This is a genomic window from Arthrobacter sp. YAF17, assembly GCF_052113365.1.
Lineage (GTDB): Bacteria > Actinomycetota > Actinomycetes > Actinomycetales > Micrococcaceae > Arthrobacter.
On record NZ_JBFRDB010000015.1, the window covers coordinates 55,989 to 81,546 of the forward strand.

25 protein-coding genes and 1 pseudogene are annotated in these 25,558 nt (G+C 61.5%); 19 read left to right on the forward strand and 7 right to left on the reverse strand.

The features are described from left to right. Nucleotides 1–10: 10 nt before the first annotated feature. Nucleotides 11–442 (forward strand): DUF4913 domain-containing protein, encoded by a 432-nt coding sequence (locus tag AB4Y67_RS13680; protein ID WP_441406319.1) that lies wholly within the window; start codon nt 11–13, stop codon nt 440–442. 303 nt (nt 443–745) lie between these two features. Here AB4Y67_RS13680 and AB4Y67_RS13685 read toward each other — a convergent pair whose 3' ends face one another. Both AB4Y67_RS13685 and AB4Y67_RS13690 read right to left on the reverse strand, forming a co-directional pair. Further along, nucleotides 746–1,747, reverse strand: coding sequence for a LacI family DNA-binding transcriptional regulator (locus AB4Y67_RS13685; RefSeq protein ID WP_441406346.1), 1,002 nt, complete (start codon nt 1,745–1,747; stop codon nt 746–748). 112 nt (nt 1,748–1,859) lie between these two features. Then, entirely contained in the window at nt 1,860–2,816 is a 957-nt protein-coding gene (locus AB4Y67_RS13690; RefSeq protein ID WP_441406320.1) for a carbohydrate kinase family protein, read from the reverse strand. Nucleotides 2,817–3,016: 200 nt separating this feature from the next. Between AB4Y67_RS13690 and AB4Y67_RS13695 the strand changes: the two genes are divergently transcribed. From AB4Y67_RS13695 to AB4Y67_RS13735, 9 genes are all read left to right on the forward strand, one after another. Beyond that, a complete protein-coding gene (locus AB4Y67_RS13695; protein ID WP_441406321.1) occupies nt 3,017–4,126 on the forward strand; it encodes a Gfo/Idh/MocA family protein in 1,110 nt (369 codons plus the stop codon). A gap of 50 nt (nt 4,127–4,176) precedes the next feature. After that, entirely contained in the window at nt 4,177–5,604 is a 1,428-nt protein-coding gene (locus AB4Y67_RS13700; protein WP_441406322.1) for an ABC transporter substrate-binding protein, read from the forward strand. Nucleotides 5,605–5,783: 179 nt separating this feature from the next. Beyond that, nucleotides 5,784–6,617, forward strand: a complete 834-nt coding sequence (locus AB4Y67_RS13705) for a carbohydrate ABC transporter permease (RefSeq protein WP_441406323.1) — start codon at nt 5,784–5,786, stop codon at nt 6,615–6,617. Further along, on the forward strand, nt 6,617–7,477 hold the full coding sequence (locus AB4Y67_RS13710) for a carbohydrate ABC transporter permease (protein WP_441406324.1): 861 nt from the start codon (nt 6,617–6,619) through the stop codon (nt 7,475–7,477). Before AB4Y67_RS13705 ends, AB4Y67_RS13710 begins: the two co-directional genes overlap by 1 nt. Before the next feature lie 24 nt (nt 7,478–7,501). Continuing rightward, a complete protein-coding gene (locus AB4Y67_RS13715; RefSeq protein WP_441406325.1) occupies nt 7,502–8,533 on the forward strand; it encodes a zinc-binding dehydrogenase in 1,032 nt (343 codons plus the stop codon). Between the two features lie 41 nt (nt 8,534–8,574). Continuing rightward, nucleotides 8,575–9,432 carry a sugar phosphate isomerase/epimerase family protein gene (locus AB4Y67_RS13720; RefSeq protein WP_441406326.1) on the forward strand — a complete coding sequence of 286 codons (858 nt, stop codon included), beginning with the start codon at nt 8,575–8,577 and terminating at the stop codon, nt 9,430–9,432. A gap of 102 nt (nt 9,433–9,534) precedes the next feature. Further along, nucleotides 9,535–10,536 (forward strand): sugar phosphate isomerase/epimerase family protein, encoded by a 1,002-nt coding sequence (locus AB4Y67_RS13725; RefSeq protein ID WP_441406327.1) that lies wholly within the window; start codon nt 9,535–9,537, stop codon nt 10,534–10,536. 67 nt (nt 10,537–10,603) lie between these two features. Continuing rightward, the gene (locus AB4Y67_RS13730; RefSeq protein WP_441406328.1) at nt 10,604–11,503 is read left to right on the forward strand and encodes an SMP-30/gluconolactonase/LRE family protein; all 900 of its coding nucleotides are present in this window, start codon (nt 10,604–10,606) and stop codon (nt 11,501–11,503) included. Continuing rightward, nucleotides 11,500–12,759, forward strand: coding sequence for a Gfo/Idh/MocA family protein (locus AB4Y67_RS13735; protein WP_441406329.1), 1,260 nt, complete (start codon nt 11,500–11,502; stop codon nt 12,757–12,759). Before AB4Y67_RS13730 ends, AB4Y67_RS13735 begins: the two co-directional genes overlap by 4 nt. Before the next feature lie 159 nt (nt 12,760–12,918). On the opposite strand, the gene AB4Y67_RS13740 is transcribed toward AB4Y67_RS13735, so the two are convergent. After that, nucleotides 12,919–13,665: an orotidine 5'-phosphate decarboxylase / HUMPS family protein gene (locus tag AB4Y67_RS13740; protein WP_441406330.1), complete on the reverse strand. Its 747-nt coding sequence runs from the start codon at nt 13,663–13,665 to the stop codon at nt 12,919–12,921. 181 nt (nt 13,666–13,846) lie between these two features. Here AB4Y67_RS13740 and AB4Y67_RS13745 point away from each other — a divergent pair, with 181 nt between their 5' ends. The 8 genes and pseudogenes from AB4Y67_RS13745 (at nt 13,847) to AB4Y67_RS13780 (ending at nt 21,075) form a co-directional block, all read left to right on the forward strand. Beyond that, nucleotides 13,847–14,842, forward strand: coding sequence for a sugar phosphate isomerase/epimerase family protein (locus AB4Y67_RS13745; protein WP_441406331.1), 996 nt, complete (start codon nt 13,847–13,849; stop codon nt 14,840–14,842). Further along, nucleotides 14,839–15,879 carry a zinc-dependent alcohol dehydrogenase gene (locus AB4Y67_RS13750; RefSeq protein WP_441406332.1) on the forward strand — a complete coding sequence of 347 codons (1,041 nt, stop codon included), beginning with the start codon at nt 14,839–14,841 and terminating at the stop codon, nt 15,877–15,879. The genes AB4Y67_RS13745 and AB4Y67_RS13750 overlap by 4 nt, the downstream gene beginning before the upstream one ends. 334 nt (nt 15,880–16,213) lie before the next feature. Continuing rightward, nucleotides 16,214–16,663 carry a hypothetical protein gene (locus AB4Y67_RS13755; RefSeq protein WP_441406333.1) on the forward strand — a complete coding sequence of 150 codons (450 nt, stop codon included), beginning with the start codon at nt 16,214–16,216 and terminating at the stop codon, nt 16,661–16,663. Between the two features lie 160 nt (nt 16,664–16,823). Beyond that, a pseudogene (locus tag AB4Y67_RS13760) lies at nt 16,824–17,258 on the forward strand (FadR/GntR family transcriptional regulator); the annotation flags it as partial. Nucleotides 17,259–17,276: 18 nt separating this feature from the next. Next, the gene (locus AB4Y67_RS13765) at nt 17,277–17,753 is read left to right on the forward strand and encodes a FadR/GntR family transcriptional regulator (protein WP_441406347.1); all 477 of its coding nucleotides are present in this window, start codon (nt 17,277–17,279) and stop codon (nt 17,751–17,753) included. A 632-nt stretch (nt 17,754–18,385) separates the two neighbouring features. Beyond that, the gene (locus tag AB4Y67_RS13770) at nt 18,386–18,778 is read left to right on the forward strand and encodes a hypothetical protein (protein ID WP_441406334.1); all 393 of its coding nucleotides are present in this window, start codon (nt 18,386–18,388) and stop codon (nt 18,776–18,778) included. Between the two features lie 3 nt (nt 18,779–18,781). Then, entirely contained in the window at nt 18,782–19,489 is a 708-nt protein-coding gene (locus tag AB4Y67_RS13775; RefSeq protein WP_441406335.1) for an RES domain-containing protein, read from the forward strand. A gap of 116 nt (nt 19,490–19,605) precedes the next feature. After that, a complete protein-coding gene (locus AB4Y67_RS13780; RefSeq protein ID WP_441406336.1) occupies nt 19,606–21,075 on the forward strand; it encodes a serine/threonine-protein kinase in 1,470 nt (489 codons plus the stop codon). Nucleotides 21,076–21,164: 89 nt separating this feature from the next. Here AB4Y67_RS13780 and AB4Y67_RS13785 read toward each other — a convergent pair whose 3' ends face one another. The 3 genes from AB4Y67_RS13785 to mobC are packed head-to-tail and all read right to left on the reverse strand — an operon-like array spanning nt 21,165 to nt 24,459. Next, nucleotides 21,165–22,397 (reverse strand): hypothetical protein, encoded by a 1,233-nt coding sequence (locus AB4Y67_RS13785; protein ID WP_441406337.1) that lies wholly within the window; start codon nt 22,395–22,397, stop codon nt 21,165–21,167. A gap of 29 nt (nt 22,398–22,426) precedes the next feature. Then, the gene (locus AB4Y67_RS13790; protein ID WP_441406338.1) at nt 22,427–24,067 is read right to left on the reverse strand and encodes a relaxase/mobilization nuclease domain-containing protein; all 1,641 of its coding nucleotides are present in this window, start codon (nt 24,065–24,067) and stop codon (nt 22,427–22,429) included. A gap of 2 nt (nt 24,068–24,069) precedes the next feature. After that, a complete protein-coding gene (gene mobC / locus AB4Y67_RS13795) occupies nt 24,070–24,459 on the reverse strand; it encodes a plasmid mobilization relaxosome protein MobC (RefSeq protein WP_441406339.1) in 390 nt (129 codons plus the stop codon). Between the two features lie 226 nt (nt 24,460–24,685). On the opposite strand from mobC, the gene AB4Y67_RS13800 reads away from it, so the two are divergent. Further along, complete coding sequence (locus AB4Y67_RS13800; RefSeq protein WP_441406340.1) at nt 24,686–24,985, forward strand: hypothetical protein; 300 nt, start codon at nt 24,686–24,688, stop codon at nt 24,983–24,985. 336 nt (nt 24,986–25,321) lie between these two features. Here AB4Y67_RS13800 and AB4Y67_RS13805 read toward each other — a convergent pair. Then, nucleotides 25,322–25,558, reverse strand: a 237-nt coding sequence (locus AB4Y67_RS13805; protein ID WP_441406341.1) for a helix-turn-helix domain-containing protein, incomplete at its 5' end; no start/stop codon positions are given.

Sequence of the window (25,558 nt, forward strand, 5' to 3'; positions counted from 1 at the left end):
AGGTCCTGAAATGGACAGCGCTATCGGCCGATTCAGCTCAAACGACACTGAGACGCCTGCGGACGCCCCCTCAGCAGAGCAAAAGACTGCTGAACTGGTCTACGGCTCTGCCGAAGAGTTCCTGCACGAGCAGCTGCTGCCGACGTACGTCCGTGACGTCGACGGCCGCGCCGCGAAATGGTGCATCGAGTGGTACTACCACCCCGAAGCAGTCACCCGCGTAGAAGCACTGTGGCGGGCCTGGGAACACCTCAGACTGGACGGAGCGACCGGCATCAGCGTCTGGTTCAAGGATCACGCAGACCACCACATGAACGTCCTCTTGGACCCACGCGGCCCGTTCTACAAATGCGACATGCAAAAGCACCGCGACCCCGAACACTTGGAACCGAAGAAAGCCCCGGAGGGCTGGTTTCCTGACGTGCGGACTCAGAGACCGTAAATGCTCGTCGCAGAGGGAGGGGCCCGCGTGCTCTGAGAATCGCGAGAGGCGCCCACTGAGGCTGGCACCCGACGCCGGCACATCCTGGGAACTTCAGTCCCTCGTTCGAACCCTTCAAAGATGAAAGGCACGTCACGCCTTACGCACGGCGAAGCGCTCCCTACCGGGGACCGCCGTGTCGGCTGGCCACCGATAGCGGGGGTTGCCTCAACCTCGATTCGCCGTCATTTGAAGTCTGCTCTGGCAGTTATCTGCACCCTTGAAGCCTGCTCGTTGTCAGAGGCGGCACCGTACGCTCACCAGTCAAGGCCGGGGTGGCGGAACTTCCCCTGACCCTCTGAGGATCAGCTCACAGGGGACAATGTAGGTCCGCGGTTCCTGCCGGTCTCCGCCGATTCGGGCCAGAATCCGTTCTGCGGCGACCCTGCCGATGCGCTCCGGGTGCTGGGCGACAACCGTCATGCCGGGGTCCAGCATGTCCGAGATGGTGAAGTCGCCGAAACCGACCAGGGCCACAGTCCTGTTCAGTCCCAGCTCCTTCAAAGCCCGCACGACACCGAAAGTGACCAGATTCTGTGCAGAGAAAATGGCAGTCGGCGGCTCATCGCCGGTCAGCAGTTCTCTGGCGGCTGTACGGGCGGATTCCTCGCCACGAAGTCCTTCCATGAAAGGAACGGTGTCGGTGGAAATACCTGCGCGGCCCAGCTCATCGATGAACCCGCGCCGCCACTCCCGGGCCGTCTGGATATCGGTGTGGCCACCCAGGTAGGCGAGCTTAGTATGTCCTTGGGAAATGAGGTGCGCGGCGGCCTTGGCCGCGCCTACGGCGTTGTCGCTTACCACTGCGTCGGCGTCGACACCGATTGGCTCCCTGTCGATGAAGACCATCGGAAAGTCCCTCGAATGTTCCGGCACCAGGCACCCCTGGCTCTTGGCGACCGGGGTCAGAACCAGCCCATCCACGCGCCTGCGGAGAAACGCAGCGACCAGCGCCTCTTCACGTGCAGCGTCATCATCAAGGCTTGCTGCAAAGACCGCTATGCCGTGGGTCGCGAGAACATCCCCCAGTGCCCGGTGTATCTGCCCATAAAACGGGTTGGCCACGCTGGGAAGCAGCAGTCCGATGGACAATGTCCGTCGGTCCACACGGCGCAGGCTCCGGGCGGCCATGTCCAGTTGATAGTCCAGCCGCTGCGCCGCCTCCAGCACGTTCCCGCGGGTGACTTCCGAAACACCCGGCTCATCATTGATGACCCGGGAGACGGTTTTGATGCCCACGCCAGCCAAAGCAGCCACATCTCGCATCGTCGGCCTGGTTATTCCCATCGCCTCGGAATACGCGCTGACGCTGTCGTCAACATTCCTACACCTCCGACTTCCGATCCCGGCAAACTCCAAATATCCCCCGGCAAGATCACTACGCTACGACTGCGCCGGATGTCGCCAAATCCGGCAGGTCCGCGAGCAGCTCCTCCGTTGTGGGCGGGGTGGCGCCCCGCCGGCGGACGGTGATGGCTGCGGCCTTGGTCGCCGTCAGGCCTATGGACTCCAGTACGGCCGGTGTGAGCCCGTCCGTCCCCCGTGCCAGCAAGCCGTATATCAGGGCCGCCATGTAGGCATCCCCGGCGCCGATCGTGTCCGCCACCTCGGATCTGATGGCGGGTAGATGCAGTTGGCTGGCCGGGGTCGCCAGCAACGAGCCCTCGGAGCCCCTGGTGACCACCGCTAGCCCTGTGCCGAGTCCGAGAAGCCGGGCAGCGGCGTCCTCAAGCTGCAGCTCTGGGTAAAGCCAGTGGGCGTCTTCATCGCTGAGCTTGACTACGTCGGTCAGTGGCACGAGCTCTTCAAAGATGGATCTGGCCTCAGCATGGCTGCCCAGAAGCGCGGGCCGGATGTTGGGATCGTAGGTGACCATGCATTCGCGGTGGGACTGTTCCAGCAATGCTTTGACGGCAGCTGCGCCCGGGGCAAGGAAGGTAGCGATCGAGCCTGTGTGGAGCACTTTGGGAAGGCATGGGGGGGCGATAGGCGGCAGCCCCCAGTGGATGTCGAAGTCATAGCTGGCGGAGCCGTCGGCGGCGACGGTGGCGGTGGCGGTGGCTGTACGGCTCTGGGACGTGGAGCCTGGGAGGAGCATGACGCCGGCGCTCTGAAGATGTGCCTCTACTGCCCGGCCACGTTCGTCATTGCCGATCGCCGTCAGAAGGGCGGTACTGACACCGAGGCGTCCGAGTCCGTAGGCGACGTTCGCCGGTGATCCGCCCGGGCGCTCAACGGTACCTTGGGCGGAAGTAACGATGTCGATCAGGGCTTCGCCGATGACGATGACGTCCGGGGTCTTGGCGGGCGCGTCGCTGGAATGGGTTCTAAGCATGGAGGGCCTTTCTGGAACCGTCCGCGGACCTGTTGCGGGCCCTCGGACGGAGGCTGAGCGGAGACGGGGTGGTTCCGTTGCGGGTCAGGGCGGGCGGTGCCCGTCGAACTAGGAGGGGCAATACTGCTTCTTGCGGCAACACCATAAGTAAATCTTATAAACCTTGACATATGCCTAGTGATATAAGTAATACTTGGCTCATGACTATCACTGACGGAACCAAACTGAAGACAGTGCGCGCTGGCTTCATTGGAGGAGGCTTCATGTCGGGGGTTCATAGCCGGGCCGTCCGCGCGGTCCTCGGCACGCCTGCAGCTGTATGCTCTTCATCCCCCGCCAGTGCGGAACGGGCCGCCGATGCATTGGGACTCGGCGCCGCCTATCATTCTCTCGACGCGATGCTCGCCGATGAATCCATCGATGTCGTTCACATCTGCACACCCAACACCACGCACGTCCGGTTCGCGGCAGCGGCGCTTGAGGCCGGCAAGCACGTCATTTGTGAAAAGCCGCTGGCTACTTCAGCGGAGGACGCTCTGTTCCTCACCGATCTTGCCGGCAGGTCCGGACTGGTAGCAGCCGTTCCTTTCGTTTACCGGTTCCATCCGATGATTCGAGAGGCGAGGGCGAGGGTCAGCACCGGGCAGCTGGGCACGGTACTGAACGTCCAAGGCGAATATCTCCAGGACTGGCTGCTGTCGAGCCAGGATGACAATTGGCGAGTAGATGAGGCCCTGGGAGGCCCATCCCGTGCCTTTGCTGATATTGGATCACACCTCTGCGACCTCATCGAGTTCGTCATGGACGACAGGATTATGCGGTTGTCAGCTTTGACGCGGACAGTTTTCGGAGAGCGGACGACACACAAAGCGATTCGCACCGAGGACCTAGCTGCCGTCCTTTTCGAAACGCGCGGAGGAGCGGTCGGCACGCTCATGGTAAGCCAGGTTGCTCCAGGGCGGAAGAACCGGCTATTTCTGTCAATATCAGGCACCGTCGAAAGCCTGGTTTTCGATCAGGAGCAACCGGAGACGCTCTGGATAGGCCGCCGTGACGGTTCTCGGACACTCGTCAGGGATCCTGATGCTCTCCATCCGTCGGCAGCGCGCCTTTCGACGCTGCCGGCAGGACATCCTGAGGGTTATCAAGACGCCTTCAATAGTTTTATGCGGGACGCGTACACCGCGATTGGGTCCGGCGCCGTACCCGAAGGTCTGCCCCTTTTCGCTGATGGCCTCCGCGCCGTCCACCTTTCCGAAGCGGTTCAGCGCTCAGCGCGGGACCGATCGTGGCAACAGATTCCGGCCTGACCCATCCCAGCCGGGGAACCGCAGCAACACTACAACATAAGAAGGTATCAATGAAGATCACCAACAACGGGCGTGGAACCAAGTTCCGTCTGGCCGCAGGTATGGCCGCCGCACTGAGTGCGACATTGCTAGCCAGCGCATGCTCATCGGCCCCTCCAGCACCCAATGCCAACGCAGCGAAACCCACCGAACTTCGCGTGCTCTATACAACCGACGAGGCCAACAGCGCCGCACTGGCGTCCATCGCGCCTCAGTTCAAGGAAAAATTCGGAGTCGATCTCAAGATCGATAACATGCCGTACGACGCGCTGCAGCAAAAAGTCTTCTCGGAATTCGCCGCAGGCAGCAGCTACTACGACATGGTCGTAGTAGACACACCATGGGCGCCCGGCGTAGTGCAGAACCTGGAACCACTCAGCTCCTACCTGCAGAATGAAGCCCTGAACAAGACCAGCCCGCAGTCCGCGCTCGGTGATTTCATTCCCAAGGTATTCAACGACACTGCCGTTTACAAGGCCGATTCACCGGCCCAGCGTCTCCCGGATTCCACCGCCAAGCCGGACACCGCGAATATCACCAAGGCCGGCTTCGATATTTACGGTCTGCCCATTCAGTCCAATGGAGCGGTCATGGCGTACCGTTCCGATCTATTCAACGATCCAACGCAGAAGTCAAACTTCAAGGCCAAGTACGGCCGCGACCTGACGGTTCCAGCCACTTGGGACGAGTACGCGCAGGTTGCCGAATTCTTTACGCAGCCTGATAAGAAGCTTTATGGCACCACAGTCATGGCTGGGGTCACCACGGCAACAGACGATTTCAAAACCCTGTTGGCTTCCTACGGCGGCAACGGGACGCTCGTCGACGAGAACATGAAGCCGACCTTCAACACTCCTGAGGGTGTCGCCGCACTAACTTACTACGCCAAGCTGGCGCAGAGCGGACATGTTCCCCCTGGCAGCAATTCGGCTGACTGGGTAACCATCGCCGATTCCTTCAGCAGCGGCCTGACGGCAATGACCATCAATTTCCACGACTTCAAGCTCGCAGACAACGTCAAGGGTGGCACCATCGGCTACGCCCCCACCCCGCACGGGGTTTCGACCGGGCCGCAGTTCGGCACCTGGATGCTGTCCATCAACAAGAATTCCAAGAACAAGGAATGGGCCTATCAGGCAATCAGCTGGCTGACCGCCGCTGAGCAGCAAACGTCCATGACCGCAAAGGCACTCCATCCCACCCGAGAGTCCGTCTACGCCGGCATCAAGAAGGACAACCCGCTGGCGGGCTACTACGACACGCTCGGAAAGTCCCTGGCGACGGGCGTGGGACGTGCACGTCTAACTAACTGGACCGAAGTCAGCCATGAGGTCGCCATAGCCGTCAATAACGCGGTCACGGGATCGGCATCGCCATCGGACGCTCTCAAAGCTGCTGAGACCAAGGTCCTGACGCTGCTGAAGGCCGCCGGGAACTAAGCGCTGCCCGGCACGGCACGCAGAGGAGAACCATCATTAAAACTACTGCCGTATTCGCAGACGAGAGTGCACCGGATGGCAGCCTGACCCGTACGCGACACAGCGGCGTCGCGTACGGGCCAAGCCCGTCCCCCGCCCCGAAGAAAAAATATGTGCCGTGGGCGTACATGGCCCCCGCCATGATCGTCCTGCTCATCATGACGATCGCGCCCACCATATTCATCTTTTATTCCGCCTTTAGAAACGACAAAATCTTGGGCGGCGCCGGAAAGTTCGTAGGGCTCGACAATTTCGTTGAAGCCCTGACCAACCCCTCCAATCAGCACGCGCTGCTGATCACGCTTGGATTCGTGGCTGCCGTTGTAGTTCTTGAAATGCTGCTGGGATTCGCCTTGGCCCTACCCCTCGCCGCACAAACACCAGGGAACAAAGTCGGCGCCGCGCTAATGCTGCTGCCCTTCGCCGTCACGCCAGCGGTGGCCGGGATGATCTTCAAGCAGTTGCTGAATCCAAACTATGGCTGGGTTGGGTACTACCTGGGCGTGCTGGGGTTTCCGAAAGGGGTTGATCTGCTCGGCGATCCGACCTCGGCCTGGATTGTGCTCGTAATCCTTGACTTATGGCAATGGACTCCATTCGTCACCCTTATTCTGATGGCAGGGCTGCAGTCCCTTCCGGGGGAACCACGCGAAGCAGCCATGGTGGACGGGGCCAGTCCTTGGCAGATGTTCCGACACATCACCCTGCCAGCCATGGTGCCCTTCATCGCCATCGCCGCAGTGCTGCGCACCATCCAAGCCTTTAAGACCTTCGACTCCTTCAAAATTCTCACTGGAGGCGGCCCAGGTGAATCCACTGAAATTATCAATCTCGGCATTTACCGAGTCGGCCTGCAGAGCTTCAACGTCGGCCTGGCCTGTGCACTGGGCGTGATCTTCCTGATCATTCTCTCCCTTCTCGTGCCGTTCATGTTGCGCGTCATAGGGCGCAGATCAGACCCGGAGGAAATATAGTGACAAAAGTTTCATCATCAAACCGCCGCGGAGTTCTAGCCCGTATCGTTGTCGGGCGGGCGTTCCTCTGGGCCTGGCTGCTCATCGGACTTGTGCCGCTAGTGTTCATGGTCTTCACGTCCATCAAGCCATCCGGAATCGCCAACCAGATACCTCCGGCCTGGATCTTCGAAGCCACGCTTGATAACTATGCCTCCGTCCTGTCGTCCGGCGGCGGCAAATCAGAAAGCTTTGGCCAGCTGCTGCTCAACAGTGCGATCGTCAGCCTCGGGGCAACGATCCTGGCCATTGCCGTCGGTGTTCCCGCAGCCTATGCCCTGACGATGAGAGACTTCAGGGCCCGCAAAGGGCTTTCGTCCTGGATTCTGTCCACCTACATGTTTCCCCCCATTGTGGCGGTGATTCCGATCTTCGTCTTCGCCGGAAGGCTGGGCCTGATCGACAGTTATGCAGTTCTGATCGTCCCCTACGCCGCGTTCAATCTCCCCATCGTGGTTTGGATCCTGCGGAGCTCCATCCTGCAGCTGCCCTACGAGATCCAGGAAGCCGCCATGGTCGACGGAGCCTCGACGTGGGAGGTGTTGCGGCGGATCATATGGCCGCTACTGGTCCCGTCAGTGGCAACGGCCGCGGTGCTGACCATCGTGCTGTCCTGGAACGAGTTCTTGTTTGCTCTCTCACTGACCCGCAGCGGCGCCAAGACCGCCCCCGTAGGCCTGCAGCAATTCACCGGCATGTATGGCACGGACTGGGGGAACATCACCGCAGCGGCGACCCTGATCGTCGCCCCTATTCTGGTGCTGATGATCGTCCTCAGGCGCCAAATGGTCGCCGGTTTGACCTTTGGCGCAGTCAAATAGCCCAACCGATACGGAGTAGACAGCATGAGAGCAGTATCCCTGCCAGGCAACAAGCAGGTCCTCGTTGTGGATAAGGAGCGTCCCACTCCCGGCCCCGACGAGGTCCTGGTAAAAACCATGGCATCGGCCATATGCCGCAGCGACCTTCACCTGTACGACGGCAACCCTGTCGTCGGCGGAGCAGACGTGGCCCTCGGCACAACCGTTCCAGGACACGAGGCGGCGGGCATCGTCGTAGAAATAGGGAGCGCAGTATCGAAGGTTGCTATCGGAGACCGGGTGGCGGCACACTTGGCCATCGGTTGCGGGCATTGCGAGTACTGCACCAAGGGCTACTCCATGCTTTGCCCCGAATGGAAATGCTTCGGCGTGGACATCGGCGGTGGTGACGCCGAATATTTTGTGATTCCTGCCCGCAACGCCCTTCCTCTGCCCGAGCATGTGAGCTTCAAAGCCGGAGCCGTCATGACGGACATGATCGGTAGCCAATACGCCGTGCAGAAGCGGCTCGGAGTAACAGGCAACCAGACAGTCGCGGTGATAGGACTCGGCCCGATGGGCTCCGCGGCAGTTCTCACGGCCAAAGCGTTCGGGGCCCGTGTAATCGCCGTGGACGTCCTCGAATCACGCCTCGAACAGGCTGCACGTCTGGGCGCGGATGAAACTGTAAACAGCATGGAAACAGACGCTGTTCAGGCCATCCGTCAGCTCACCGACGGGAGGGGCGCCGACATTAGCATCGATTGTTCGGGCAACCCGGGAGGGCAAAACACCGCCCTCGATGCCGCGGCGAAAATGGGGGCAGTGGCCTTCGTGGGCGAATCACGCAAAACCGAAGTTAACCCGAGTGATCAGATTATCCGCAAGCTGCTCACCGTGGTGGGTGGCTGGTACTTCCCAATCAGTGACTGGCAAGAAATCGTACGTTTTGTCGAGACGAAGAACATCGACGTCGAAGCGCTCATCAGCCACGAGTTCAACATCGAGGAGGCGGATGTTGCTTTCCTCGCCTTTGACCGCCGCGAAACGGAAAAGGCCGTCTTCGTCTGGTCCTAATTTCTTGCTTGTCAACCCTGCACTACCGAAAGGACTACCCCTTGCTTCGCTACGCTGCAGAAATCTTGCCGTACCATGACATCGCGTTCGAGGACGCAATCCGGGACTTGGCCGAAATCGGCTTTAAGGAGGTCAACCTCTGGTCATCGGTAAGTCCGTTGGCCCATCACATCAGCCCCGAGGACAATCCCCAAAAAATTCTGGCGATCCTGGACAAATACAAGATTCAGCCGTGCGGGCTGACCGTCTACGGCAACAACCAAGATCAAATCCTGGAGAGGATCCAGTTCGCCTCGGAACTCGGAATCGACACCGTGACGTTCGACTGTGAAGCCCACTATGAGGACTTTGTGGGATCGTTCCTTCCCCCCATCGTGGAAGCAGGCGCGAAGGCCGGCGTCCGCATTGCTGTGGAAAACCACTTGACGGTCCCCTTCTCAGCCGATTTCGAGGCAGGCGGGAACGAGGACCAGCGATGGGATGCGGGCGTGGATACCTTTGCCCAGATCAAGAGCCTCCTCCGCGATATTGATGACCCGTATCTCGGTATCTGCCTTGCCCCGCCGCACCTGTGGGTAATGGAGGAAACCATCAGCGAGATCATCGCTTTTCTCGCAGAACGCAAGAGGCTCTTCTATTACTACATCTGGGACATTGACCGTAACTACAAGAGGGGCGTGGATGGATTGAACTTCGGCCCCGGCGACAAGCAGCTCCCTCGACCCGATGGAACTCTTGACCACCGGTTTCTTCTTGCGGAACTGAGCCGGTCAGGCTACGACGGCGTTGCCAGCGTTAAGTGTCACGGGACTCATGGGTGGAGCCTCGAAAAGATCGGCAAGGAGGTGCGGGCGTCCGACGCGTACATCCGCGACACGCTGAAATCGCTAGCCCTCTGACACTCCTGGAGAGCGTCGCCTCAGCACCTGCCGGCCACGCGAAGCACCCGGCAGGTGCAGCGCCATTGACTTCTTCCATTCAACAACCTACGAGGATCTGATATGCCCCGCCCGTACACCCTCTTCACCGGCCAGTGGGCCGACCTGCCCTTCGAGGAAGTCGCCCGCCTTGCCTCCGGCTGGGGCTACGACGGCCTGGAAATCGCCGTCTCCGGGGACCACCTGGACGCCTGGCGCTGGGACGAACCCGGCTACGTCGAGGCCAAACTCGCCGTGCTGGAAAAGTACAACCTCAAGGTCTGGGCCATCTCCAACCACCTCAAGGGCCAGGCCGTCTGCGATGACCCGATCGACTTCCGCCACGAGGCCATCGTCGGGACCAGAGTCTGGGGCGACGGCGACCCCGAAGGCGTCCGCACCCGCGCCGCGGAGGAAATGAAGCACACCGCCCGGCTCGCCAAGGCCCTCGGCGTCGACACGGTCGTCGGGTTCACCGGCTCCTCCATCTGGCAGTACGTCGCGATGTTCCCGCCCGTCCCGAATAGGGTGATCGAGGCCGGCTACCGGGACTTCGCCGACCGCTGGAACCCGATCCTGGACGTCTTCGACGAATGCGGCGTCCGCTTCGCCCACGAGGTCCACCCCTCCGAGATCGCCTACGACTACTGGACCACCGTCCGGACCCTCGAGGCGATCGGCCACCGCGAAGCCTTCGGGCTGAACTGGGACCCGTCCCACTTCATGTGGCAGGGCATCGACCCGGTCTCCTTCATCTGGGACTTCAAAGACCGGATCTACCACGTGGACTGCAAGGACACCAAGCTCCGGCCCACCGGCCGGAACACCGTGATGGGCTCCCACATGCCCTGGGGCGACCCGCGCCGGGGCTGGGATTTCGTCTCCGCCGGCCGAGGCGACGTGCCCTGGGAATCGTCCTTCCGCGCCCTGACCGCGATCGGCTACGACGGCCCCATCAGCATCGAATGGGAAGACGCCGGCATGGACCGCCTGCACGGCGCCCCCGAAGCCCTCGCCGCCCTCAAAAAGTACGACTTCCCGGCGTCGAACACCTCCTTCGACGCCGCCTTCAGCAACCAGGTTTGACAAATGTCCCGGGAATTCTATCTTGCTGTGGCTATTTCCGGCACCCGGAAAGTGTGGGGCGGTTGGGGTGATTAGAGCTGCGCAGTACACAGACCCTGTCACCTACCATGGCGAAGGCGCCGTATGGTCCGACACGTGGGGAGGTCTGCGTTGCGTCGACATGTTGTGCGGCGATGTCCTCGACATCCCGGCAGCCGGCGACGTGGTTCGGCACCGGCTCGGGTCCATTGCCGCGATGATTCGTCCCTGTGGTGACGGACTGAGCATTGTTGCTATCGAGCGCCGCGTGGCACTTTGGAACGAGCGCCGTGGCACCATCGAGAACCTGACCGGTCCGCTGGTCGGAGAAGGCAGCCGCCTCAATGAAGGCACGTGCGCACCGGACGGTTCCCTGCTCATTGGTTCGCTGTCCTACGACCAACAACCCGGCGGCGGGAGCCTGTTCAAAGTCGGTGCCTCCGGTGAATCACACACTGTCCTCCCCAGCGTCAGCATCTCCAACGGAATAGGCTTCAGCCCTGGCGGCGACCGGGCTTACTACGTCGATAGTGCACTGGGAACGATCGACGCCTTCACCGTCACGGGGAGTGGGGATCTGAGTGAACGCAGAACGCTTGTGCACATTCCCGCCGAAGACGGAACCCCGGACGGGATCTGGGTAGATGAGGACGGTGGAGTCTGGGCTGCCATGTACGGTGGACATTCCGTGCGCCGGTACCTTCCCGACGGCCGCTTGGACGAAGTTGTACACGTCCCCGCCCGCCAAGTAACGTCCTGCACCTTCGGAGGACCCGACCTCAGCACCTTGTATATCACCACCTCACGAGAGAACCTCGCCGACGGTGAAGACCTGCTGGCCGGCAGCCTGTTCTCGGCTGACGTCGGCATCCGTGGCCTTCCGGTGACACCGTTCCATTTTGATCCAACCGCACACTCGCAGTCACTCCTCGAAAGGGACAACCGATGAACAGGGCGCCAGCCATCAAAATAGGAGTCGTCGGCCTGGGGGCCGTGGCCCAAAGCGTGCACCTGCCACTGATCAGACGCCGCCCCGAGCTGTTCACCCTCACGGCGATCATCGATATTTCCTCATCTCTGCTCAATGCCGTGGGGGATGTCTTCGGAGTTCCCCGGGAGGGACGATTCCAGTCCGTCGAGTCCCTATTGGACGAAAGCGGCGTCGATGCCATCCTGATCTGCTCCGGCGGCTCACACGAGCGCATCGTAACGGCTGCCCTCGAACGGGGAATCGCCGTGCTGTGCGAGAAGCCGCTCGCCTTCACCCACGCTGAGCTCCAATCGATACGCCCCCTGCTGTCGGGCGCACAGACGCCGCGCCTGATGGTGGGCTATATGAAGCAGTACGATCCGGCGGTGACCCGCCTGACGGAACTGCTAGAGGAAACTGATGACGTTAGGACCGTGGACGTCACGGTGCTCCACCCGACTGGTCAGTCCCAGCTAGATTTCGCTCACCTCATTCCAGCCGGTCCCGACATCGAACCAAGCGTAATTGAGGAATTCCGCGCGGAGGACCGCCGGCTCCAAGGGATCGCTCTCGGCGACGGCGACGACCAACTCTGGCGTGTGTACGCCGGCTGCCTGATGTCTAGCCTCTCCCATGACATGTCCGTTCTTCGACGTCTCTTTGGTTCCGTGCCCGACGTTGAATACGCGGACATCTGGCGGCAGCGTTCGGCCCGGCAGCAACGGGAAACCGGTCGGGACGCTGGAGGCCTCGGTAACTGGCCACCCTCAATTCGCGTCGCCGGCTCGCTGTCCGGCGAAACACGCTTTCTCATGAACTGGCACTATCTCCACGACTACCCGGCCTACCGGGAAACCGTCCACGCCGTGCACGGGGCCGGTAGCTTTGAGCTTGCTTTTCCATCGCCCTACCTCCTGCACACCCCAACGGTCCTCACCCGGTATGCGTCCAATGGCGCTGCGGAAGCCCGCACCGAGTTCCGCCGCATCGCGGAGGCCTTTGAACTTCAGCTCGAGGCTTTTGCCGAAATGATCACCGAGGGAAGGGAACCCCTTACCGGAGTCGACGGAGCGCAGCAGGACGTCCTCACCAGTCAGGCGATCATCGCCAGCTATGCGCTAAGAACAGGACACCCTGTGGGAGGGGAGATAGGCAGGGTTACTGGCACACCGCTGGCAGACCGCCCGGACCCTAAGTCTGAAATCCATGCCGGCGCGGGGACTACGACCAGGTGAACACACCGGCTATTTCTGAGATCTGCACCGCCAATAGCGGAGATTCTTCAAATCCTGGGCGCCCGGTCCCCGCTTCTGCGCGATAACGGCGGATGGCGGGGCCCACCCGGGCCCCGCCATCCGGCTGGAACTGTCATTGCAAGTCTTCGCGCCTCCTGGCTACCTCGCCGGGTAGCGAATTTGTTGGGTGTGGACCCGTGAGCAGGCTTCAGTGAGCACCGGCAACAGATTGGACCCCGCAGTGAACGCCTTGCCATCGATGGCCAAGGGCGCGCCGAACACCACGACGGGCGCGCCGAGTCCCGGGCAGCTGACGGCCTGGTCCAAGCTCAGACCGCCCACTGCCTGTACTGGAACGGTGGTTGCCGCGACGATCGCGGACAGGTCGGTCAGAGGCGTGAGGCCTAATTCGGGATGGGCGTTTCGGTGGTCAAACCCGATGTGGTGAACGACCATCCCGACCCCGAGCGACTCAAGCCGGATGCACTCGGCAACCCGGTCGGCTGCTCCTAAGTCATCGCCCATGACCAGCATTCCAAACGCTTCACCGGCTTCAATGACCCGCTCGATCGTTGCGTCGTGGGCTTGCCCCATGACTATCACGGCGTCCGCACCGGCGTCACCCATCATTTCCGCCTCGAGGTAACCGCCATCCATGGTCTTAAGGTCGACGATGATCGGATGTGCCGGAAACTCTTTGCGAAGGGCCCGGACAGCGTGCAGCCCCTCCGCAAGGATCAGTGGGGTGCCAACCTCTATCCAGTCGGCGCCTGCCTCGACAGCTATGGCCGCTGTCTCGAGGGCCTCTTTGTTGTTCGTCAGATCAAGGGAAATCTGGACGAGCGGACGCATCAGCCCCTCACGTGAGAGCCCCCGGATGGATGTTGATGTAGATATGGACGTCATGGTCTTCCTTCGGCTGTGGGACACGGTCGGGGCATCCATTGCGGTCCGCCGTATCTGTGACTGTCGCGTTTCGGCACCGGTCTGTGTGCCGTAGCAGAAAAACTTATAGAGTATTCTTATCAGATAGATCATACTTAGCATACTGATTGATTCGGATCCATCAACGAGAAGGAAGTCGACAATGCGAATCAGCGTTTTCCCCAAGGGGGAACTCGATGCCTTGGTCAAACACAAGAGCATGACGGTGTTCCAATGGATAGCCTTGGCCCGCACGTTGCCGGTCGAAGGCCTCGAGCTGTATTCACTGTTCTTCGAGGACGAAGACGACGGTTTCACCGCCAGCGTGGGTGATGCTCTTGCCGATGCAGGTTTTGCGATGCCTATGATGTGCGCATCTCCGGACTTCACCCACCCGGAGCGCGACGTGCGCGCCCGCGAGCATGACCGCCAGGTCGAGATCATGCACATCACCCGCCAACTCGGAGGCCCAGGCGCAAGTACGCGCGTACTGTCAGGTCAGCGGCATCCCAGTGTCGCGATAGAGCAGGGACTCGATTGGGCGACCGAAAACATCCAGTCGCTCATTCCGTTGGCAAAGGAACTCGATATCACCCTAGCCATCGAGAACCATTACAAAGACGGATTCTGGCAATACCCTGAATTCGCCCAAAAGGCGGACGTCTTTCTCGAACTGCTTTCCAGAATCGATGAACGCGCCCACTTCGGCGTGCAGTACGACCCCTCGAACGCCATCACTGCCGGAAGTGACTCGGCAGATTTCCTTGATCTGGTCCTGGACCGCGTCGTCACCATGCAGGCATCCGATCGCCGGCTCGCGCCCGGCGCCACACTGGATTCGCTGCGCAGCAGCGACGGAACCATCGGATACTCCCCGGATCTGCAGCACGGCGTGATCGGGCAGGGACTCAACGACTATCACCGCATCTTCAGCACGCTCAGCACGGCCGGTTACGACGGCTGGATCAGCATTGAGGACGGCGTCAACGGCATGGACGAGATGAGGGCCTCCGTGGAATACCTCCGGGAGGCACGGGATCTCTATTTTGGGGGGTCAACAGCATTGCGTGTCAAAGCCCACGAAGAAGCAAGAGCCTTAGCTGGCGCGACATCCCTGAACCAACCATCAATCGACACCGCGAGAAAGGCAAACGCATGAAAGCGATAGTCAAATACGGATACGGAGACGGCGACATTGAGGTTCGGGATGTGCCTCAGCCCCAGATGCTGCCGGGGCACGTGGTCATCGCCACTCGGGCGGTAGGCGTCTGCGGGTCAGACGTACATATGTGGCGCAACAATCAAAGCTGGGACATATCCATCCCCGTAGTCATGGGGCATGAGACGGCAGGAGTCATTACGGCGGTTGCCCCCGACGTAACTGGATGGAATGTCGGCGATCGGGTTGTGTGTGAAACTGCAGCTTCAATTTGCGGCCAATGCGCGCTCTGCCGTACCGGACGTTACAACCTATGCCCGTACCGTGAAGGATTCGGAAACCTGCGCGACGGAGCATTCGGGGAATATCTGCTGGCGGAGCCGCGTGTCCTTCACCGCATCCCCGACAGCGTCAGCTTCGAAGAAGCCGCTTTGACGGAACCCTTTGCCGTCGCTTTCAACGCTCTGGTGGAGCGGGCAACCGTCGATCCGGGAGATGTTGTCGTTATTCAAGGGTTCGGAGCCATTGGCGCCCTGGCACTTCAGATTGCTCAGCTTCGTGGCGCTGGTACAACCATCGTCCTTGGAACGAACAATGACGAGCTGCGCCTGCAGAAGGCGAAGCAGATGGGGGCGGACCACGTCCTAAACATCCAGCAAACTGATCCGGCTGCGCTGCTGACCACCATCGGAGACGGTCTTGGCGCCGATCTTGTCGTCGACGCGACAGGCGTCAGCATCGCGCTCAAACAAGGCCTGGAGCTCGTTCGCCCCTTCGGATCCATCGTGAAGATCGGTTGGGGACCTCAGCCGCTCGGATTTAACCTCGACCCCTTGGTGGCCAAAGCGGTAACTCTCTATGGCTCGTTTTCACACAGTTGGAACACCTGGGAAAAAGTGTTGGGACTCTTCGCCACCAAGAAGCTGGACCCGCAATCGGTGCTCGGAGGCGTCTACCCGCTAGAACAATGGGAAGAAGCTTTCGAAGCGATGGAATCCGGTAAGAACATTAAGTCCGTCATGGTGCCCTCCAGCTAAACCGACGTGCAGCGGGAGCTGTCAGGAGTCGGTGGCGTCGGAGACAGGAGGCCCGCATCATTAGTGGCGAAAGGAGTCGGTTGGAACGTCTGGAACAGAATGAAAGTGGACGGCGGTCGTACCAAGTCCGGCCTTGAGCCACTGGTCGTGGGTGAGGCCATCATGGACATCGCCCTCCTTGATGGCCTCAAACCTTCCGCTCGTCCCAGGGTCTCCGGCCAACGTAGCTCCCGGTCTCGCGCCTCAACAACACTACGCACCTCCTAATGTCGATCGGCCATAATCCCCACGGGAACGTGATTTCGGATCACCTAGGGCGAACGGCGTCGGGCTCGTGACCGGCGTTGATTCGGGCGTCGGACCATCCACCGCCATGCCTTGGTTCCGACCGGTCGGCGAGCTACGAATTTTGGATCAACTGGGCCATCCCACCGGAACATCCGATCCACCGCCAGACACAGTCCATCTTGGTTCCGCCTTCGCGTTTCCTGACCAAAGCACTCCGGATGTAACTGATGTTCTCGTATCGGCCGGTAATAAAGCGGTCGTCTGTCTCGATCCCAACATCCGCCCCTCGCACCTCAAGGACGCCCGACCGGGCATGTCAACGGTTCGAACAGATTGCCGCCTGCACGATGAAATCAATACGATCCTCGGGTTGGGCCCGTCGCTAGTGGCATTAAGCCGGGGTGCGAAGGCGCTTCTGGCCGCCCGGATGACGCAGGTCGGGATTCCAAGTGCGGATACGTATTGCGGCCATCATCGGCGCCGGGATGCATCATGAGAGGACTCATCCATCAGGTGGCACGGATCCTCGAAGCAGGCCACCCGCCCGCGGCGCTGCAGAGTGGACACACCTTCCCGACTGCTCAACTTGAGCGCAGGGGAAGACTGCGGCCCAACGCGCTGCGCTGGGGGTCTCCCGGAAGGGAGCCTCCGCCCCTGTGCGGCGACCTCAGCCGGGTATTCCCTCGGAGAAATGGGCCTTCGCCGTCCGTAGTCCTGGAGCAGTTTCTTACACCGGCACTCCTAGGTCACAGCTCTTGAGGAAAACGGCGCTGTTCCGACGTCAGAATGCCAGATATGATAAGTATGCAGGTTCGAGGGACCACAGTTGCTGGAAAGAAGGTCGTAGGCCATTGACTCAGGCAGGGCATGATCCGCGCGGGGAGTCTCAGCGCCGCCACAGAACGGGCACTGGTCTGTATGCCCAGGTCGTCGAGACCTTGGGACAGGAGATCGCAGATGGACGTATGGGGGTCGGCCAAATAGTTTACGCAGAGCAGCTCTCCGAACGCTTCGGCATATCCCGGTCCGTGGTACGCGAAAGTGTTCGCACCCTGAGCTCGATGGGCCTCTTGGAGTCCCGCCCTCAAGTTGGCACCAGAGTGCTGCCGATGTCCAATTGGGACATCCTCAATCCTCAAATCATAAAGTGGCGGGGACTCGGGCCCGGGGCGGCCGACCAGCAGCGTGAGCTCCTGGAACTTCGTCTTGGAGTCGAACCCATAGCGGCCCGCTTTGCAGCGACACGCATGAGCGACGAATCAGCGGCTGAGCTCCTCAAATCCGCCGTCGGCATGAGGGAAGCATTGCGGGCCAACGACAGCTTCGCTTTCTTCGATGCAGACGCTTCGTTTCACCGACTGCTTCTTGAAGGTGCAGAAAATCTGGTGATGGCCCAGTTTGCAGAGACAATTAGTGCAGTACTGCACGTCCGAAATTATCTCCCCAGCACCACGCTGGAAGTAGGGTCCGTGCAACTGCATTTTGAGTTGGCGCAGGCTCTTGTGGACAGGAACCCCTCTCTGGCCCAAGACCTCGCTACACAGATTGTGTCCCAGACACTCCAGGAGATCAACCAGAACGCGTAGCTATCCATGGGTTCCTGCGGCGCAAGCCAATCAGGGGGACTGCCCCCGTACGAGAAACTGATGAGCGACTTCACCTCGGAGGTTCTACATCCCCTGAGAACGGCTCCGACGTTCCAGTATTCCTCCGACTGCACCACCATGCCCAGACGCCGTCGGGATTCCATCATGCCTTAAAGGACAACACCCGCGTGACCTCCCGTACTACCGAGCGGGAGACGTTGTTCTGCGCCTCAATTTCGTCCAACCGCAGGATGGAGTGCGGCACCGGCGTCCCCTCGGCGATGGAGACCCCAGATGTTTGACCAGCACTGCGTGCAGGTCCACTCGCGCTTGGGGGATTCTGTTCGACACCGTCACCCTTCGACTCGTAGGACGTCGGCCTTTGCGTCTGGCGTGCTCGAGGTAAGCGGCTTCGAACAATTCGGCGGACTCCTCGACTCCATGATCTGCGCCCCTGTGAGAACGGGGAGTTGGATGCCTTTGGCCGCCAACTTTTGGGCGGGTTGCCGACCTTACCGGCAACCCCTTCTGGCCCGCAGCTTGTCATAATCACGGTTATCGGTGATTCTGGGTGTGATTTCGGATGTGTTTGGACCCTTGATTCAGTGAGCCTTTTCGTGGGACTATGAACTATGACTGCAGTAACAGGCGCCCGCGGCGGGCTGAAGGCACACCAGGATTCCATCCGGCTGGCCGACGACGTGCTGGTCCGGGATCTGAGGGACCTCCTGGGAGCGAAACTGGTCGCGTACATCGGTTCCGTGAAGGAAACCAGGGCCGTCCGGCAGTGGGCCGACGGGGAACGGAAACCCTCCACCGACGTGATGCACCGGCTCCGCACCGCCTACCACGTGGCCGCCCTGCTCGCGGAGCGTGATTCCCGGGCCGTGGTGCAGGCCTGGTTCCAGGGCATGAACCCGCAGCTGGACGACGTCGCGCCGGCGCGTCTGCTCCGCGAAGGCCAGCTGGACGACGCCGGCCCGCAGGTGCTGGCCGCCGCCCGCGCGTTCGCGGCCGCAGGCTAATCGGTGGTTTCTGCGCAACTGACCGCGGCCGAGGCCGCCGGTAAGGTCTGGCGTGTCGGCTTCCGCCCGGAACCGTGGGCATGGAGCGGCTGGGAATGGGCCACCGACGGGCGGTTCCCGGGACGGTGGGACGACCTCCACGGCAACTTCCGCACCATCTACGCCGGCTCTTCCCTCCTGGCGTGCCTGCTGGAGGTTCTGGCGCATTTCCGCAAGGATGCCCGGCTGAGCATGGAGCTGGACGAGATCGTTGAGGACGACGAGGATAAGGTCCTACACCCCACCATCACCCCGGGGCAGGTCCCCAGGGAGTGGCTCGAGGTGCGCGCTGCCGCGTCCGCAGAGCTGTCCGGGCAGTACTGTGCCGTGACCGCTTCGGGCAGCGTCGCGGCCCTGTACCCGCACTTCATCGGCCTGGCCCTGAGCCTGGGTCTGGCTGACTTTGACGCCGCGGCCCTGAAGGACGCCCGGCCCCGGCGCCTGACCCAGGCTGTCGCGGCGTGGCTCTACGAGATGACAGACTTCGAAGGCGTCACTTTTGCCTCCCGTCACGGTGACGATCTCCAGCTCTGGGCCATCTTCGAACGCCCCGGTGATCCACCGGTCACGCCGAACATCCATGATGTAACCGGCGAAGAATCACTGCAGCACGACAGCCCGGAAATCATCAACGCTTTCCGTCTCCTCGGGCTGCAATGGGAGAACGACTAAGTCGCCTTTCTCAATGGGGCCCCTTCCGCCCCGCTGCCAACAGGCAGTCTCCCTCTTCCGTGGGCACGGGGTTTCAACGGTGAGTGCGTTGTCCACAACCGCTGTAGCGTGGCTTCATGCAGATCAAGCTCGATAGAACAACATGGACCCGCGGGTCGGCCCTCCCAGACGGCGAAGGCGGATTCGGCAAGGTGTACTTCGCCTCGAACTCGGAGACAAAAGATGCTGTCGCGAAGTTTGTGAAAAAGGACCCGGGAGCTACCCGAGAAATGCTCATTGGGGAGTCGCTGGGGGCGGCGACGCACAACAACGTTGTTCCCGTCCTGGACTTTGGCGAGCACGATGACTGCTGGGTACTTGTTATGCCACGCGCTGAGATGTCGCTAGCCCAGCGCCTTGAGCAGGGCAATCACCTGGAACTCGGGGAATGCGTCCAAATCTTAACGGACGTGGCTCAGGCTTTGGCCAGCATTGAGAACGAAGTCATCCACAGGGACTTGAAGCCGGCAAACGTGCTGCTGCTGGACGGCAAATGGTGTCTCGCTGACTTTGGCATTGCCCGATATGCGGATGCAAAGACCGCTGCCGACACACGCAAATTTTCCGTGAGCGAACCATATGCAGCTCCTGAACAATGGCTGTTGGAGCGAGCCGGCTCAGCTGCAGACGTTTATGCCTTTGGAGTCATGGCCTATGAAGTGGTGGCAGGTCATCGGCCGTTCCCTGGGCCTATGCAAGGCGACTACCGGAACCAGCATCTAACGGTCACTCCCACACCGATAACCGGAGGGACTACCCGTCTGCGAAACATCATCATGGAGTGCCTCAACAAAGCACCGGAAGCGCGGCCGAGACCGGCAAACATCCTGTTGCGACTTGAGAAGGCGAGGCTTGAACCCAACCTCGCTGGCACACGCAGGCTGGCCAAATTCGACACTGAAGTGCTGAGCCGGCAGGCGCAGGCTCATGCAGAGCGGCGGGTCATGGACGACTTGGCTACAAAGAGAACCCGTCTCTTCGAATCATCAGTGGCAATGTTCGAATCAATCTCTCAGCCGTTGTACGAAGAAATTGCGGACAACGCGACGTCTGCCACCTTCCAAAACCCCCCGAACATGATCTTCTCTGCCAACCTCGGAGGAGCCAAACTTGGGCTCAGCCGACCTGTGCCAGAACCGGACTGGGACGGCCCGTTCGACGTCATCAGCAGTGCCGTAGTCAGTGTTAACCGTGATCGCCACAGTATCCGCGGCTGGATAGGCCGTAGCCACTCTTTGTGGTTCTGTGATGCACACAAAGCAGGAGACTACGGATGGTACGAAATGGCCTTCATGAGCACACGGCCGGGCCATGTGCACGAGGACCTTTCACCCTTCTCACGTAAGCCCGGTGAGGCGGGCCCATACTTTTCCGGGGTCTACGGGGTCGGCCAGGTTGCGTGGCCAGTCACAGAAATCGACAGGGACGATACCAGCGAGTTCATGGACAGATGGGTGGGCTGGTTCGCAGATGCGGCAGAGAAGACCCTAGACGCGCCGACCATGATGCCTGAGCGCGTTGCTCACGGAACGTGGCGAACGAAATAACGCGAATACCCGCCAGCAATACCGGCGTCTAATGCCGCGAAAAGGAGGGGTTTGCAAATAAGCAGGCCCCTCCTCCTTGCGCGACCAATTTAACGCGCAAGCCCGTTCTTACCGCGCTCGGCGCCGACGGCTGCCCCTGTGTGGGACTTCCTGGCCTTGGCTGCGCCCTTACCCATGATGACGGCGGCGCTGGGGTGGGTGCCCTCGCTGCGGGCTGCGGCAAGGCGGCCGCGTATCTGGGTTTCATTCGCGCCGGTGTTTGCCAGGGACTCAGCGAACTTCTCGTGGTGTTCGGCCGAGCCGTAGCCGGCGGACGACGTGTTCTCCGTTGTGAGTCCTTGGTCTGTGAGTCGACTGCTGTTGTTGCCGGTGACGCGGTCTTCTATCTCGCGGCCGAGTCCTCCCATACGGGCGAAGAGTTCCTTTTCGGCTCGTTCGTACCGCTGTCCGACAGGCGTCCGCCCGGAGCCTTTAAACCCGCCCTCTGCCAGGAGTTTGGCTTCGTGCATCTCCTTGGCGGCTTTGACGAACCCGGGGTCCTCGAAGTGGGAGTCGGCGGCGCCGTTGACGTTCGCGGTGGTCTCTTTCCGAAGCTGGTCGATGTCGGGGCCATTGATGCCGTCCTTGCCGATGAGGAACAGGCGTTCCTGCACGGTTGCGTCGGCTGCTTCCAGTGCCGCGGGGGTCTTCGCGCTGTGTGCGGTCTGCAGTGCCTGGGCCAGTTCGGGGTTGGCCAGATACTCGGTGGGTACCTGGAGGCGTTCCATTTCCGGGGTCAGTGTCGCGGCCTGTGCGCGGAGTTCTTCGGCGCGGGCCGCGGCGAGCAGCTGCATGGCCTTCTCGTGTTCGACGGCGGCTTTGCGGGTCTCTTCCTGGCTGCGTGCCAGCTCGTCCTGTCTGGCCTTCCCTGTGGTGATGCTCTGAATACCTGATTCCAGGTAGGCGGTGTCTGTGCCGACGTCGTGGGTGTCGATGCCATAGCGGGTGAGTACTTCCAGTCGGATCTTTTCCGAGGCGGCGAGTGCGGTTGGGTCGTGGTTCTTCCAGCCTTCCGCGACGGCGTGTGCCGTAGCGATGTCATGGGGCTGGGCTTTGTCCCACCACTGGTCTTTATCCACGGGTGCCAGGGCTGCATGGGCGGCGCTGCGTTCTGCGGCGAGCCGTGCCTGTGCTTCGTGCGCCACCTGAGCATCCTGGTGTTCCTGCTGCCGCTGGGATTCCTGCCGGCCGCGTGCCAGTGTCTCGGCAATGCGTGAGGCGATCATCAGCGATTGCCGCAGACCGCCGTCCAAGACGTCATCCATTCCATCTGATTCACTCATGCTGTTCCCCTTGCAGTTGGTGGTGGTCTCTATCGGTCGAGGCCAGACCCGGAGTCGCGTCGGCTGGGCTGGGAGGTCTTGGTCGGCGCCGCCGGTGTTGGCGTGGTTGGCACCGCTGATCCGGGACGGATGGGGACCATGCCGCGCCGGGCGATGTCGATCGCCCTCGGCGCCACTGCTGCGTCGGGGGCCGGCTGCTGCCCGGCACCGACCAAAACCGGTTTGGGCATGGTGCCGGTGAACGGGGCGAGCCGTTCCTCGACCACCGACCGAATGCGCTGGGCCTCACGGGTTCGCCCGGACTGGGCGTGCATCTCATACACGGCAAAGGCGGTGTTGATCAGCTGCACCATGAGTGCCGTTTGGGCGGCAGTCTTGTCCTTGCTCGACGCGGCCATGAACAACATGGCCGTACCGGCAATGGATGGCAGCGCGACAGGTTTGCTGTGCTGCCGTGGTGCTCGCAACTGGGCCGTGCGGGACAGTTCAGCAGCGGTGGCCGCTAACGGCCCCGGGGTCGGTTCAAGCCGGTACGACCATGCAGCGAACGCCCCGGAGACGTCCCGTGCAGCCTTCGCCCAGGTCGCGTGATCATCACGCGGAATGGTGCGCAGCTGATCAGCCAGGGCGGCCGCGTTGCGGGTGTATTCCACCCACGCCTCCGGTGGCGGCGTTGCGTTCTCGGGGCCGGTCCTGGAGACCGTGCGCCTGTTGTGTGCCGCAGCGTTCCATTCCGCAGCGGCCTCCGTTGCCAGCTGCGGGGTGTCGGGCCATTCCTCACGGAGGGCGCCGAGCTTCAGATCAGAGGCGAGGGTCCCGCCGCCAAACCAGATCGGACGCTCCCCCTTGGTGGGGCGTTCGGCTACGGAGTACCCGACAACGACGTCGGTGGTGTGCTTCGCAAACCGCGGCCGCACCAGCAGGCCGGTGTCGCGTGCACGCCGGACGAACTCCGCCTCGGTCCCTGATGCGCTGGCGCTGGCCCGTACCTTCCGTGCCAGTGATGACCGGTGCATCTCGCGGTCACCCCTGACGGCGGTCGCCTTCTCGGCACGGTCGTATCCACGGGCGGCGTGCACGGTGGAGAGCTGTTCCAGCCCGTACTTGACCTCAAGTTCACGGCAGGTTTCCTGCGCACGCTTGTAGTCACCGTGGGTGGAGACTTTGGTGCCGTCCTCGCGGACTAGAGAGACTGCCAGGTGAATGTGGTGGTTGCCGTTCTCGGACGTACCGTGGTTCACCGCAGCCCACCGGCACCGTGCCTTGCCGCTGGCCTCAGTGAAGCCCATCGAGTCCACGAAGTCGTTGGCGATATCGCCCCACTGCTGATCCGTTAGTGCGCTCTCTTCGGCGCGCAGACTCAGCGAACAGTGCCAGACACTGGCGTCCTTGTACCCGACGTGTACGCGTTCCTTCTTGGCCGCGTCCCACTGCATGTCTTTGATCTGAACCGAGACGCCAAACATCTTGCGCGGACGGTCCAGGTGCTTGGCAATCGCCAGGGCGTCGTCGCGGTCCAGCACGCCGTCGTCGTACCACGTCATGATCGCCGCATCCCCTGCCACCAGGTGCGGATCGGTGTGGGCGTTCTTCGTCTTGTTTGCATCGGTCGATGCCAGGTAAACCATGAGCCCGCCCATCCGCGAACCTCGGGTGATGTTCGGAATCATCCCTACATCAGCCCGTCAATGGCGTCGTCAATTCGCATGGCCACAGTGCGGATGTGCTTCAGCGCTTCACGGGCTTCAGCGGGGAACTCGCTGGTCGCATTGGCCTGCCGGGCAAGCTGGTTGATGTTATTCGAGGACCGGGCAAGCAGATTATGCAGGGACATCAGTTCCGCTGCAATGGCGCGGCGCTCCGTCGGTGATTCAGCGTACTCCGAGAGCGCTGTTGAAATCAGGAGGTTCGGGACGGTGACCTTCTCCCGCTCGGCTCTGGCGACAAGTGCGGCTTCTTCCTCCACGGTGACCCACACCTCGCGGCGCTTCTTCGTCCCCGCCGGCGAATTCTCACGGCGGCGCTTGGACAGGCGCGGACGGGACTCATTCTGCTCAGTCACGCACTCCCCATCCCTTGAAAGCCCAGCGCAGCGACCCCGAAAACCGGGGACCACACCAACGAGTGTGCCAAGCAAACCGCCGCAGGCGCGGGAGCGACACGCCATTTACACCCGTGTAAATGTATAGCTTGCTCCGGTCGGTCTTTATTCGAGGTTTTTACGCCTTTCGCACTTGGTCCCGGAAAACCTCGAATCGAGTGTCGGCCCTGCCCGGTAGGGTTTGGGTATGGATATCAACGACATTGCCGCTAAGGCCGCCGCGAAGATCGACGCCGCCAGGGACACGAAAGTGAACGCCGTGAAGAGGGCCGCTGCCAGTGGCGTTGAGGTCCAGGAGGCTGCCCAGCTGCTTGCCGCAGCAGAGCAAAAGTACGCTAAGGACTATCAGGCAGCGTTGCGCGCAGATTGGACCGATTCGGACCTGCGGGGTTTCGGTCTGGACGTTCCGGCCAAGAAGGCCGGCGGGCGTCCGCGTGGCCGGAAAGCCACGCAGGAGTCCGTTCCAGTTGCCGGCGGATCTGAGTAGTAGCCCCTCGCCTCCATGGGCACGGCAAAAGCCCAATCGCTCCGCTGCTTTTCCCGCACACATGGGGACGACGGGACCCAGCTGACCGGCTGTACACAACCGCCAGGGAACCTCTGACTCTCACCTCACCAGCTGGACCGGCGGCCATGCACAGCCTGGAAACTGACCGGTCGCGAACAGCAACGTTTCCCGTGGTCCAAGACTTGCCGCTTCCGACGTCGGTGCGGCGCTCTGGTTGGATCTTTTCAGCCATTGAGCAGATGCAGCTCCGGTGGGCTTGTACGACGAAGACCGGCACCTTTTCGAGGTACCGGCCTTCGTCGTATCCGTATTCTTTTAGTCTTCCGTGGTGACGTCGTCATCCTTGATCTGACCGGCCGCGATGCGCTCTGCGGTCTTCTCGAACGCTGCCTCGATATACGCCGCGAGGTCACTTTCCCGCACCCTCCACACACCCCGTCCACCGAACTGCCCGGCGGGCAGCTCGCCGCTGCGAACGAGCGAATAGACCAGTGCACTTTTAACGTTCAGGACCTCCTGAACTTGTTCCAGGGTCAGCATCCTGGGGAACCC

Excerpts from the sequence above, each read along its gene's own strand:
- AB4Y67_RS13680 (WP_441406319.1), top strand. The coding sequence starts at position 11 with ATGGACAGCGCTATCGGCCGATTCAGCTCAAACGACACTGAGACGCCT.
- AB4Y67_RS13685 (WP_441406346.1), bottom strand. The coding sequence starts at position 1,747 with ATGCGAGATGTGGCTGCTTTGGCTGGCGTGGGCATCAAAACCGTCTCC.
- AB4Y67_RS13690 (WP_441406320.1), bottom strand. The coding sequence starts at position 2,816 with ATGCTTAGAACCCATTCCAGCGACGCGCCCGCCAAGACCCCGGACGTC.
- AB4Y67_RS13695 (WP_441406321.1), top strand. The coding sequence starts at position 3,017 with ATGACTATCACTGACGGAACCAAACTGAAGACAGTGCGCGCTGGCTTC.
- AB4Y67_RS13700 (WP_441406322.1), top strand. The coding sequence starts at position 4,177 with ATGAAGATCACCAACAACGGGCGTGGAACCAAGTTCCGTCTGGCCGCA.
- AB4Y67_RS13705 (WP_441406323.1), top strand. The coding sequence starts at position 5,784 with ATGATCGTCCTGCTCATCATGACGATCGCGCCCACCATATTCATCTTT.
- AB4Y67_RS13715 (WP_441406325.1), top strand. The coding sequence starts at position 7,502 with ATGAGAGCAGTATCCCTGCCAGGCAACAAGCAGGTCCTCGTTGTGGAT.
- AB4Y67_RS13725 (WP_441406327.1), top strand. The coding sequence starts at position 9,535 with ATGCCCCGCCCGTACACCCTCTTCACCGGCCAGTGGGCCGACCTGCCC.
- AB4Y67_RS13735 (WP_441406329.1), top strand. The coding sequence starts at position 11,500 with ATGAACAGGGCGCCAGCCATCAAAATAGGAGTCGTCGGCCTGGGGGCC.
- AB4Y67_RS13740 (WP_441406330.1), bottom strand. The coding sequence starts at position 13,665 with ATGACGTCCATATCTACATCAACATCCATCCGGGGGCTCTCACGTGAG.
- AB4Y67_RS13745 (WP_441406331.1), top strand. The coding sequence starts at position 13,847 with ATGCGAATCAGCGTTTTCCCCAAGGGGGAACTCGATGCCTTGGTCAAA.
- AB4Y67_RS13750 (WP_441406332.1), top strand. The coding sequence starts at position 14,839 with ATGAAAGCGATAGTCAAATACGGATACGGAGACGGCGACATTGAGGTT.
- AB4Y67_RS13765 (WP_441406347.1), top strand. The coding sequence starts at position 17,277 with ATGTCCAATTGGGACATCCTCAATCCTCAAATCATAAAGTGGCGGGGA.
- AB4Y67_RS13770 (WP_441406334.1), top strand. The coding sequence starts at position 18,386 with ATGACTGCAGTAACAGGCGCCCGCGGCGGGCTGAAGGCACACCAGGAT.
- AB4Y67_RS13780 (WP_441406336.1), top strand. The coding sequence starts at position 19,606 with ATGCAGATCAAGCTCGATAGAACAACATGGACCCGCGGGTCGGCCCTC.
- AB4Y67_RS13785 (WP_441406337.1), bottom strand. The coding sequence starts at position 22,397 with ATGAGTGAATCAGATGGAATGGATGACGTCTTGGACGGCGGTCTGCGG.
- AB4Y67_RS13790 (WP_441406338.1), bottom strand. The coding sequence starts at position 24,067 with ATGATTCCGAACATCACCCGAGGTTCGCGGATGGGCGGGCTCATGGTT.
- AB4Y67_RS13800 (WP_441406340.1), top strand. The coding sequence starts at position 24,686 with ATGGATATCAACGACATTGCCGCTAAGGCCGCCGCGAAGATCGACGCC.